This window comes from Halolactibacillus sp. JCM 19043, assembly GCF_001310395.1.
Taxonomy (GTDB): Bacteria; Bacillota; Bacilli; order Bacillales; family Amphibacillaceae; genus Halolactibacillus; species Halolactibacillus miurensis.
The window spans coordinates 1-10,095 of the sequence record NZ_BAXD01000057.1; the positions used below are offsets into that span (position 1 = coordinate 1).

Genomic DNA, 10,095 nt, shown 5'->3' on the forward strand with positions numbered 1-10,095 from the left:
CGGGAACACATTTCGTTTCAGGGGCATGACAAACGAAAAATCAAGGAGGAAAAAGCATGACAAAAACCATTTATTTTCTAGAGAAAGAAGAACAAAATTTCATTCTTAAAACACAAAGCGAGGAAATCATAACAGTGATACAAGCTGATAACGTTGACACCTGTTTAGAAATTTTATTAGAGGAAACAGATGTAGATGTGGAAATCGGTTGTAGAACAAACAAACAGTGTACATTTAAAACAATCTACGGAGATGAAGAGATAGCTATAATTAAATTTTTATTTGACAATATCGGATATGAAAAGCATGAGAATGCGAGCCAGGCTATTAATATTTTTGACAAAGAAAAATGTTAGGAAATATCATAAATAAATACCAATCGCTAGAGGAACTCTGCGAATCACTTAATAATTGTTTTGATTTATATGATTTAGGATATATTGATTCAGAACAAGAACAGATTATATATAATAAATTATCTGAAGAAAGCGCATTACGTTTATGGGCTATTTATATGCACATTAAAGAAGGCTCTTCTTTAACTTCATACTACTTAACCTATGAAGATTTCTTATCTACCATCTAATTAAAAAGAAGATAGAAAGGCTTTTATTCAAGGCCTTTTCTATCTTCTGAGTGAATATAAGGTGCATTAAATAGTTTAGAAATTGAGACCCTATGATAATCGTTTCCTTCATGAATATGTTCTTTAGTGTAGGGTTATTTTTACACCAGGCATGTTACGGGTAGATTTTCTAATTAAAATGAGCTGAAGAAATACTTTGAATAACTTATCGTCATGTGCCTAGGCCATCCATAACCGTGAAATCTTGCTCACGATTATTAAACAAATTTATGCCTACGTCTAATATGATTTTATAGCTTGTAGGTAGTACCGAGTATGCATCACTATAAACAGGTACGCCTTTTTTATCTGTTTTATATTCTATGTCGAATACTTCTATTAACTCGTCACCGTCTTTTTCTGTATAAGAAACATCCTTATAATCATAAATCCATGCGTATGGTGATTCATGAAGTAACGGATCTTCAATACAGCGATTATAAACTTCAGGTAATGCTAAAACATAGGAAAGTACCTGGTACTCAACATCATTCGATGCTCTAAAAACCATTTGTGTAAGATGATTAAAATTTTTTTCGTGACTATTATTGATAAAATACATCAACGTGCCCTCCTTGATAGTATGTTTTTCAATTATATTTATTTATTTCTTGCTTTCTTTTTCGTTTAGCTCTAGTTAGTGTACTTGCGCTAATTCCCGTTAGCTCCTCAACTTGTTTATAGCTATGCGTCTCGAGTAAATCTAGTGCATGATGGATTTGTGCTTTCTTAAACTTTTTCGGTCGCCCTTCTTTATAGTCTGGTCGCTGCTTAGCAATGGCTTTTCCTTCTTGTGTTCGTTCCATAATCATATCCCGTTCAAACTCTGCAAAGCTCATAAAAATATTAAAAATTAGTCGCCCGTTAGGAGTGTTTTCGATTGTTCCAAGGTTTAATATTTTTACAGTTACCCCTTTTTCAAATAATTCTTTAATAATTTTTGTTCCTTCAATAGTTGAGCGAGCAAAGCGATCGAGCTTAGTAACAATTAACGTATCTCCCTGTGATAGAACATTTAATAATTCCTGGAAATTAGGTCGGTCTTTGCTTGTCCCTGTATAAACATCCTTGTATATTTTTTTTGCGCCAGCCTTTGTAACAGCTTCTTCTTGCGCCTGCAAAGATGAACCATGTGCAAATTGACCATTCGTTGACACTCTGCAATATCCATACTCCAAAATATCACCTCACTTTTGACTAAGTGTTTTGACCAAACTCTATATACTGATTCTATCACACTTTAATTTCATAGTCGAAACTGTTAAGTTATGACTATACAAAAAGGTGTGATGTATATTTTATATTTTAAAAGGGTTTGGTTTAACGCACTTCCGAAAGAAGTCTCCCTCTTCAAGCAACCCGTAAGGGTGGTAAGTGGTAGGAGTAGTTCACTAGCTGATACCATTGAAGATGCCTTTAGGACAAATAAATGGAGAAAATAAAATGAAAGCATATTTTCTTTTTGGAAGTTCATTACTCATCAGTGTCCTTTACATAAGTATTTATACCTTGCTATCTCCACTGACAGATCTTTTCTTCTCCCTTTCGCTTCTTTTCTTAGTAGCTTTTTTTACACTAAATGTAGATAGAAAAAAATCCTTATATAAAATTAGGGTTTTTGGGATTAATGGTCAGTATCATGGTTTTGCCCACCTTGTTTCTTTCTCCTGAAAAGGGCCTCTTTAGAAAAACTCTCTTTACCTTGGTCATCATCGGTCTCTCTGTGGGATAGAATCGTGTATCCAGAACCTTGATATTTTGAAGTTCTTTTTTTTGCTATCCAGCAGTAATTTTAGAGCTTAGCCGCAGAAAATCAAGCTAGTATAATTACTCAAAATTATTTTTATTGACTATACATAGATAAAGTTCTATATTATATATAGAACTTTATCTATGTATAATCAAATAAATTTTCTACAGAGGAGCAAAAAATTATGACAGAATTAGCATTATTTGAACCAGCAATGTGCTGTAGCACAGGGGTGTGTGGGCCAGCTGTAAATGAAGCTTTATTACAAATTACATCAGTTATGAACGCTTTAGATACATTAGAGGGGTTTCAAGTTAAAAGATACAATTTATCTAGTAGTCCTCAAGTATTTTTAGAAAACGAACAAATAAGTAAATTATTGAAAGAAAAGGGCGCTGAAGCATTGCAGCAACACTATTAAATGGCGAAGTAGTAAAATTTGGAGAATACCCTTCAATGGAAGAAATAACAGCTTTTACAGGAGTAAGATTTGTCCCAATGGGATCAAATGACGGTGGCTGTTGTGGACCAAACTCAGAATGTTGTTAGGAGGATTTTAAAAATGAAAAATTATCAACCAGAACAATTAAACCTTACAAAATATCTTTTTTTTACTGGTAAAGGTGGCGTAGGAAAAACATCTACCGCTTGTGCTACCGCAGTTTCATTGGCGGATAGTGGAAAGAACGTTATGTTAGTGAGTACGGATCCTGCTAGTAATTTACAAGATGTTTTTGATAAAGAGTTAACGAATGATGGCTTAGAAATTCCAGAAGTGAAAGGCTTAACCGTAGCGAACTTTGATCCAATTACTGCTGCACGTGACTATATGGAAAGTGTTGTTGGTCCGTATAGAGGGGTGCTGCCAGATTCAGCTGTAGCCAATATGGAAGAGCAATTATTAGGTTCTTGTACCGTTGAAATTGCATCTTTTAATGAGTTTGCTGGATTTTTAACGAATCCAGCAGTTGAAGCTCGATATGATCACATTATTTTTGATACTGCCCCTACGGGACACACATTAAGAATGTTGCAATTGCCCTCTGCGTGGAGTAACTTCTTAGATGAAAACACTACTGGTGTATCATGTATGGGTCAGCTTTCAGGACTTGGTGATAAGAAAGAAATGTATAAGCACGCAGTAAATACACTATCAGAGGGTACAAAAACAACCTTAATGTTAGTGACACGTCCACAAAATGGACCCCTTATCGAAGCGAATAGAGCTTCTGAAGAATTAAAAGAAATCGGTATATTAAATCAAAAATTAATTATAAATGGATTGTTAGAAAGATCTACAGACAGTGTCTCTCAAAAAATTTATGATGAACAACAATTAACGTTAAAAAATATACCTGAAAATTTAAAACAATTTTCAACATTCATCGTTCCTTTACGCTCATATAATGTAACCGGCGTTGAGAACTTACGATTACTGTTAACATCAGATCAAACAAATGCAGTCGTAGAAGCTCCAGAGTTAATGGATTACCCTAGATTACAACACATCATAAATGAGTTAGATCGAACAAATAAAAAAGTTGTTTTCACTATGGGTAAAGGTGGCGTTGGAAAAACAACGATTGCTGCTACACTGGCAACAGGATTGGCAGCTAAAGGGAAAAAGGTGCATTTAGCAACAACAGATCCCGCAGCTCATTTGAAATTTGTGATTACTGAATCAGAAAATATTAAAATGAGCCATATTGACGAGAAAAAAGAATTACAGGATTACAAGGAAGAAGTTCTAGCTACTGCTCGTAAGACAATGTCTTCTGAAGAACTAGAGTATGTTGAAGAAGATCTACGCTCGCCTTGTACTCAAGAAATAGCCGTTTTCAAACGATTTGCAGAGATTGTTGCTACAGTTGATTGCGATGTAGTTGTTATTGATACTGCACCAACTGGACACACGTTATTGTTGTTAGATTCCTCTAAAAGTTATGCTGAAGAAGTCGAAAGAACTTCTGGTGAAGTTCCTGAGTCCGTTCGCAGACTGTTGCCAGTCTTACAAGATCCTGAACAAACAGAAGTTGTCATGGTTACTCTACCTGAAAATACGCCCGTCTATGAATCTATACGTCTACAAGAAGATTTAGATCGTGCCAAAATCGCTCATACTTGGTGGGTAATAAACAATAGTATGCTAACGAGTGGCACAACAAATGAAGTGCTCAAAGCTCGTGCACAAAGTGAAGTTACGTGGATTAATAAAGTAGCAGAACTATCGAATAATCATTTTGCGGTAGTAGAGTGGAGTTCTCCTGAAGTGAAAGGAAAATCTATAGCACTATTTTAGAATAAGTTAGATGAAGGCAAGGAAATAAAAGTGGCTAAAATAACTCTTTATGAAGATCCCGTCCTGATTCATTCGTCCGAAATCAAGCGATAACGCAGTTAATCCAAGAAAATGGGGTTAACTGTTTGCCAGTAACAGCATTAAATGACACTAAAATTGTGAAGCTTGAAAAATACCCAACGAATAAAGAACTTTCTGAATTGATAGATTTAAACTTGGAATAAAGGAGAGCTATCTTTTTACCAATAGAAAGGAACATGAGAATGAATTATGAAGAATTCGCAAAAATTACTAAAGCTTTATCTGAACCTAAACGTGCAAAAATACTGGATATGTTGTCGTGCGGAGAAATGTGTGCGTGTGATATTTTAAAACATTTTGATTTTACTCAACCTACATTGTCTCACCATATTAAAATATTAGTAAAAGCTGGCTTAGTTACAGCCGAAAAAAGAGGAACATGGCAACATTACTCAATTAATGAGCAAGTAACCCAACAATATATTCAAGAAACCATTCATTTGTTAACACATTCATCTGAATGTATTTGTGAGTCTGAAGGCATTCAAAAAGAAGTAATAAATTTAACTTCTTTTGTTTCTCATTAAAAGATTAAATACGATTATTGGAGGAAAATCATGAAAGATTCAGCGTCAAAAGAAAAAGTATTAAATAAGAAAAGTGGAATCGGGATTTGGGAACGATATTTAAGTTTATGGGTTGCTTTATCAATGATTATAGGTGTAGTGCTAGGACAATTTATTCCTGCAATTCCTAATTTTTTAAGTCAATTTGAGTACTATAATGTCTCAATTCCAACAGCTATTTTAATTTGGTTAATGATTTTCCCAATGATGTTAAAAATTGATTTTAGCAGTATTGTAAATGCAACAAAAAAACCAAAAGGATTAATCTTAACTACAGCAGTAAACTGGTTAATTAAACCTTTTACAATGTATGCCATTTCCGCCTTTTTCTTTCTGGTGGTATTTAGACCCTTTTTAAGTCCAGAACTAGCCAATGAATACATAGCTGGTGCAATTCTTTTAGGGGCAGCACCTTGTACGGCTATGGTATTTGTCTGGAGTGAACTAACAAAAGGTGATCCAGCATACACCTTATTGCAAGTGTCTATTAATGATATTATAGTTCTTTTTTTATATGCTCCAATAGCGGCACTTTTATTGGGCATAGGTAACGTATCTGTCCCTATCAATACACTTTTACTTTCCATTTTTGTCTTTATTGTTATTCCTTTAGTTTTGGGAATTGTTGTCAGAAAAAAAGTCGTTAAGCAAAAAGGTGACCATTATTTTGAAAAAGAGTTCGTAAATAAATTCGATGGTACAACCCGAATAGGATTATTATTAACCCTTGTTATTATTTTTTCGTTCCAAGGTGAACGGATTTTAAGTAATCCATTTCATATTTTATTAATTGCTGTTCCCTTAATTATTCAAAATATTGTAATATTCTTCCTTGGTTATGGCGGTGCTAAAGCTTGTAAATTACCTTTTTCAATTGCAGCACCCGCAGCCATGGTTGGAACAAGCAACTTTTTTGAGCTGGCCGTAGCCGTTTCAATTGCATTATTTGGGTTGAATTCTGGAGCAACATTGGCAACCGTTGTAGGAGTATTAGTAGAGGTTCCTGTTATGCTTTTATTAGTCAAATTTTCAAATAAAACAAAACATTGGTTCGACGGATATGAATATTAAACGTTGTTTAGATTAAATGAAAAGAGGCAAAAAAATGAAAATTGTCGTTATTGGATCTGTCGCTGCGGGTACATCTGTCGCAGCTAAAGCTAGAAGAAATACAGAGGAAGCTGAAATTTTCGTATACGATCAAGGAAAAGATATTTCTTATTCGGTTTGTGGTATTCCTTATCACATTGGTGAGGAAGTGGAAGAATTGAGTGCCTTAACTCCTAGAAATGCAGCGTGGTTTAAAAAGAGATACAATGTCTCAGTCTTCACTGAACATAAAGTGACACGCATTGATCCGGCCAACAAACAGTTAGAAGTAACGGATCTTGTTTCTGGAGAAAAGAAACAAGACAATTACGATGGATTGGTTTTTGCTACAGGGGCTTCTCCATTCACTCCACCTCCATTTAATCAAAAAGAGTATGATAATGTGTTCCAAGTTCGAACCATTCAAGACGCACGAGATATTGGAGCCTATTCATCTAAACAACCTAAAAAAGCATTGATTATTGGTGCTGGATTTATTGGTTTAGAAATGACAGAACAATTAATCCATAAAGGATTAGAAGTAACAATCGTTCAATTAGAAGATCAAGTGATGCCTCCTATGGACGCAGATATGACTTTCCACATTGAAGAACATATGCGTGCAAAAGGCGTTAATCTGATTCTTGGCGATACTGTAAAAATAATTGAAGGGAAAACCTCAGTAGAGAGAGTTATCACGACAAACGGCATTACAATCGAACCAGATATCGTTATCTTATCAGCAGGTGTACGTCCAAACACAGAATTAGCTAAAGAAATGGGCGTAAAACTGGGAGATTCAAGAGCAATTGCGGTCAATAACAAAATGCAAACCAATCTTCCAGATGTTTATGCAGTTGGGGATGTAGCAGAAAGCTTCTCCGTTATTACAGGAAAACCTATCTATCGTCCATTAGGATCTACGGCTAATAAAATGGGACGAATTGCTGGAGACGTGATTACTGGTGGTGATTTAGAGCACAGAGGTGTCTTAGGAACAGGAATTTTCAGAATTTTTGAGTTACATGTTGGTCAAACAGGTCTAACCGAAAAAGAAGCGAAAAAAGAAGGTTATGATGTTGAAGTTTTATATAATATCAAGCCAGATCACGCCGAATATTTAGGTGGAAAAGAATTAACAATCAAAGCATTAGCAGATAAAAAAACAGGTCGTATCTTAGGTGCGCAAGTTATAGGAAAAGCCGGGGTCGATAAACGAATTGACGTAATTGCAACAGCTATCACCTTTAAAGCAAAAGCCGAAGATTTATTCCATTTAGATTTAGCCTATGCGCCACCATTTGCGACAACGAAAGACCCTATATTATACACCGGCATGGTTTTAGATAATGCATTAAAGCGAAACCCGTTGATAACACCAGCTGATTTAATAAATCGTCTAGATTGGAATGAAAAAGTTCAAATCATTGACACGCGTTCTAAAAAAGATTTCGAAAAATCACATGTCAAAGGAGCTATTCATATTCCATTAGCTGAATTAAGGGAAAGAAATGTTGAACTAGATAAAAACGTAACAACAGTCACTTATTGTAACAAAGGTGTCACTGGGAATGCTGCTCAAAATGTATTAATCAATTATGGATTTAAAAAAGTCTACAATTTATCAGGTGGAAATAAAAATTTTCAAAATCATATCAAAATGATAGAAAAAAAATATAGTAAATAACTTTGTTCTCTTTTTTCTCCTAGCACCTCTTACAGTGCTAGGAGTTTTTCACATATAAACGCTATATATAAAAGAAACCTAATCGCTTATCAGATGAATTTATCTATTATCTTTAATAATTCTACTCTTTAAGTAATATAAACATGATGTTTGATAAAACATATTGACAGTAAGCTAATTATTATTATATAATTTATATGAACGAATTCGGATATGAGGATGTGAGCGTGTGAATGAACTAGAATCTATAAAAATTTTCAAAGCTTTTTCTGATCCAACTAGGCTAAGAGTGGGATTATTATTGCTTCAAAAAAAATTGTGTGTGTGTCAATTACAAGAAATTTTAAATACTCCTCAGAGTAAACTATCAAAGCATCTAAGTAAAATGAGAGATTTAAACTTAGTTATAGGAATTCCAGATGGGAAATTTACAAAGTATGAAATTGTTGAAGATAAATTTCTTATTGCTATTTTAAATACTGTTAAAGATTATAGTAGTCATGAAGAGCTATTTTTAACAGATCTAAGTAAGATTGATAAATTTGATTATCTGATTGAAGGCGATCAGTAATGTTGACCTTTATTAATGATCAATTATTTAGAATGGTTTGGCTAAATGATTTAGCTGGGTGGATTGTTCAAACAATTTTTAAACTAAATTTAGATGAAAAATTGGGACAAAGCCTTCAATTTTTTATATTTGATACAGTCAAAATTTTTATCCTTCTTTCCGTGCTTATTTTTCTTATGGGGATTATACAATCATATTTCCCACCAGAGCGAACAAAGGTTTTGTTAGGAGGTATGAAAGGGTGGAAAGGGAACCTTCTAGGTGCTTTGATTGGAACAGTCACCCCTTTTTGTAGTTGCTCAAGTATTCCTATATTTATCGGATTTACCACTGCGGGACTTCCTATAGGAGTCACGTTCTCGTTTTTAATTTCCTCACCTATGGTAGATATCGCGTCAATCATCATGCTAATGTCTTTTTTTGGTTGGAAGGTAGCCATAATGTATGTTCTTGTAGGATTGATGTTGGCTGTAGTAGGAGGTACCGTCATTGATAAATTAAATATGAATGATCAGGTACAAGACTATATCAGAGATATGGAAGAAGAGGATATATTTAGTGAAGAATTAACCTTCAAGCAGCGTATAGACTTTGGTATAGAACAAGTGAAAGAAGTAGCTGGGAAAGTTTGGCCCTATATTCTTATTGGTGTTGCTATTGGAGCAGGTATTCATAACTGGGTGCCACAAAGTTACATTCAAAGTGCATTAGGAAATAACAATGTCATTTCGGTCTTCTTAGCGACATTAATTGGTATTCCTATATATGCAGATATATTCGGTGTATTGCCAATTGCAGAAGCATTATTTTCAAAAGGTGTCCCAATAGGTACTCTTGTTGCTTTCATGATGGCTGTGACAACACTATCACTTCCTTCCCTGGTTATGCTAAGTAAAGTAGTGAAACCTAAATTACTAGGGATATTTATTTTAATTTGCTTAATCGGGATTCTATCCATTGGCATTTCTTTTAATTGGTTCCTTATTTAAAATTTTGAAATACACAACAAGCATTATTTGTTTTTGACACTTGCCCAACTAGAAAGGAAGATAAATTATGATAATTAAAATATTAGGACCAGGTTGCAAAAAATGTGAAAAGTTAGAAAAAAACACGAAAGATGCCCTAGAAACTCTCTCTGTTGATTTTGAATTAGTAAAAATAACAGATAGTATTGAGATTCAAAAATATGGCGTTATGCGGACGCCAGCTTTGGTGATTAATGATAAAGTTGTTGTATCTGGTAGAGTGCCAAAAACAAAAGAAATTGAAAAACTCATAAATATAGCAACTCCAGAAAATTAAAGTTAATATTGAGCAGCTAGTTCGTTGGTGTGAATATGGCCTTTAGTAGGACTTATACCAGCTAATTTGTTGCTTTTTGTATTCAGTATTATAGAAAACGATATACCTTGCAATCTTATCTA

At 34.2% G+C, this 10,095-nt stretch carries 14 protein-coding genes and 1 pseudogene; 13 read left to right on the plus strand and 2 right to left on the minus strand.

The annotated features are described in order from the left end of the window. Positions 1 to 56: 56 nt before the first annotated feature. A complete protein-coding gene (locus JCM19043_RS15180; RefSeq protein ID WP_062323839.1) occupies positions 57 to 356 on the plus strand; it encodes a hypothetical protein in 300 nt (99 codons plus the stop codon). Continuing rightward, on the plus strand, positions 350 to 586 hold the full coding sequence (locus JCM19043_RS15185; RefSeq protein ID WP_062323840.1) for a hypothetical protein: 237 nt from the start codon (positions 350 to 352) through the stop codon (positions 584 to 586). Before JCM19043_RS15180 ends, JCM19043_RS15185 begins: the two co-directional genes overlap by 7 nt. Positions 587 to 797: 211 nt before the next feature. Here JCM19043_RS15185 and JCM19043_RS15190 read toward each other — a convergent pair whose 3' ends face one another. Both JCM19043_RS15190 and JCM19043_RS15195 read right to left on the minus strand, forming a co-directional pair. Beyond that, positions 798 to 1,187 carry a hypothetical protein gene (locus JCM19043_RS15190; protein ID WP_062323842.1) on the minus strand — a complete coding sequence of 130 codons (390 nt, stop codon included), beginning with the start codon at positions 1,185 to 1,187 and terminating at the stop codon, positions 798 to 800. Positions 1,188 to 1,215: 28 nt separating this feature from the next. Beyond that, complete coding sequence (locus JCM19043_RS15195) at positions 1,216 to 1,803, minus strand: recombinase family protein (RefSeq protein WP_062323844.1); 588 nt, start codon at positions 1,801 to 1,803, stop codon at positions 1,216 to 1,218. Positions 1,804 to 2,035: 232 nt separating this feature from the next. Here JCM19043_RS15195 and JCM19043_RS15200 point away from each other — a divergent pair, with 232 nt between their 5' ends. The 11 genes and pseudogenes from JCM19043_RS15200 (at position 2,036) to JCM19043_RS15240 (ending at position 9,973) form a co-directional block, all read left to right on the plus strand. After that, the gene (locus JCM19043_RS15200; RefSeq protein ID WP_062323846.1) at positions 2,036 to 2,296 is read left to right on the plus strand and encodes a hypothetical protein; all 261 of its coding nucleotides are present in this window, start codon (positions 2,036 to 2,038) and stop codon (positions 2,294 to 2,296) included. 263 nt (positions 2,297 to 2,559) lie between these two features. After that, on the plus strand, positions 2,560 to 2,796 hold the full coding sequence (locus tag JCM19043_RS18325; protein ID WP_255349978.1) for an arsenic metallochaperone ArsD family protein: 237 nt from the start codon (positions 2,560 to 2,562) through the stop codon (positions 2,794 to 2,796). Positions 2,797 to 2,831: 35 nt separating this feature from the next. Beyond that, on the plus strand, positions 2,832 to 2,924 hold the full coding sequence (locus JCM19043_RS18330) for a hypothetical protein (RefSeq protein ID WP_255349979.1): 93 nt from the start codon (positions 2,832 to 2,834) through the stop codon (positions 2,922 to 2,924). Between the two features lie 13 nt (positions 2,925 to 2,937). Next, positions 2,938 to 4,674 carry an arsenical pump-driving ATPase gene (arsA, locus tag JCM19043_RS15210; protein ID WP_062323848.1) on the plus strand — a complete coding sequence of 579 codons (1,737 nt, stop codon included), beginning with the start codon at positions 2,938 to 2,940 and terminating at the stop codon, positions 4,672 to 4,674. 68 nt (positions 4,675 to 4,742) lie between these two features. Continuing rightward, positions 4,743 to 4,898: pseudogene (locus tag JCM19043_RS16175) on the plus strand (arsenic metallochaperone ArsD family protein); the annotation flags it as partial. 39 nt (positions 4,899 to 4,937) lie between these two features. Beyond that, positions 4,938 to 5,282 (plus strand): helix-turn-helix transcriptional regulator, encoded by a 345-nt coding sequence (locus JCM19043_RS15215; RefSeq protein WP_062323850.1) that lies wholly within the window; start codon positions 4,938 to 4,940, stop codon positions 5,280 to 5,282. Between the two features lie 30 nt (positions 5,283 to 5,312). Then, on the plus strand, positions 5,313 to 6,392 hold the full coding sequence (gene arsB, locus JCM19043_RS15220) for an ACR3 family arsenite efflux transporter (RefSeq protein ID WP_062323852.1): 1,080 nt from the start codon (positions 5,313 to 5,315) through the stop codon (positions 6,390 to 6,392). A gap of 34 nt (positions 6,393 to 6,426) precedes the next feature. Continuing rightward, positions 6,427 to 8,097, plus strand: coding sequence for an FAD-dependent oxidoreductase (locus JCM19043_RS15225; RefSeq protein ID WP_062323854.1), 1,671 nt, complete (start codon positions 6,427 to 6,429; stop codon positions 8,095 to 8,097). Between the two features lie 229 nt (positions 8,098 to 8,326). Beyond that, complete coding sequence (locus JCM19043_RS15230; RefSeq protein WP_062323855.1) at positions 8,327 to 8,668, plus strand: metalloregulator ArsR/SmtB family transcription factor; 342 nt, start codon at positions 8,327 to 8,329, stop codon at positions 8,666 to 8,668. Continuing rightward, a complete protein-coding gene (locus JCM19043_RS15235) occupies positions 8,668 to 9,657 on the plus strand; it encodes a permease (protein WP_062323857.1) in 990 nt (329 codons plus the stop codon). Before JCM19043_RS15230 ends, JCM19043_RS15235 begins: the two co-directional genes overlap by 1 nt. A gap of 67 nt (positions 9,658 to 9,724) precedes the next feature. Beyond that, the gene (locus JCM19043_RS15240; RefSeq protein WP_062323859.1) at positions 9,725 to 9,973 is read left to right on the plus strand and encodes a thioredoxin family protein; all 249 of its coding nucleotides are present in this window, start codon (positions 9,725 to 9,727) and stop codon (positions 9,971 to 9,973) included. Positions 9,974 to 10,095: the final 122 nt, after the last annotated feature.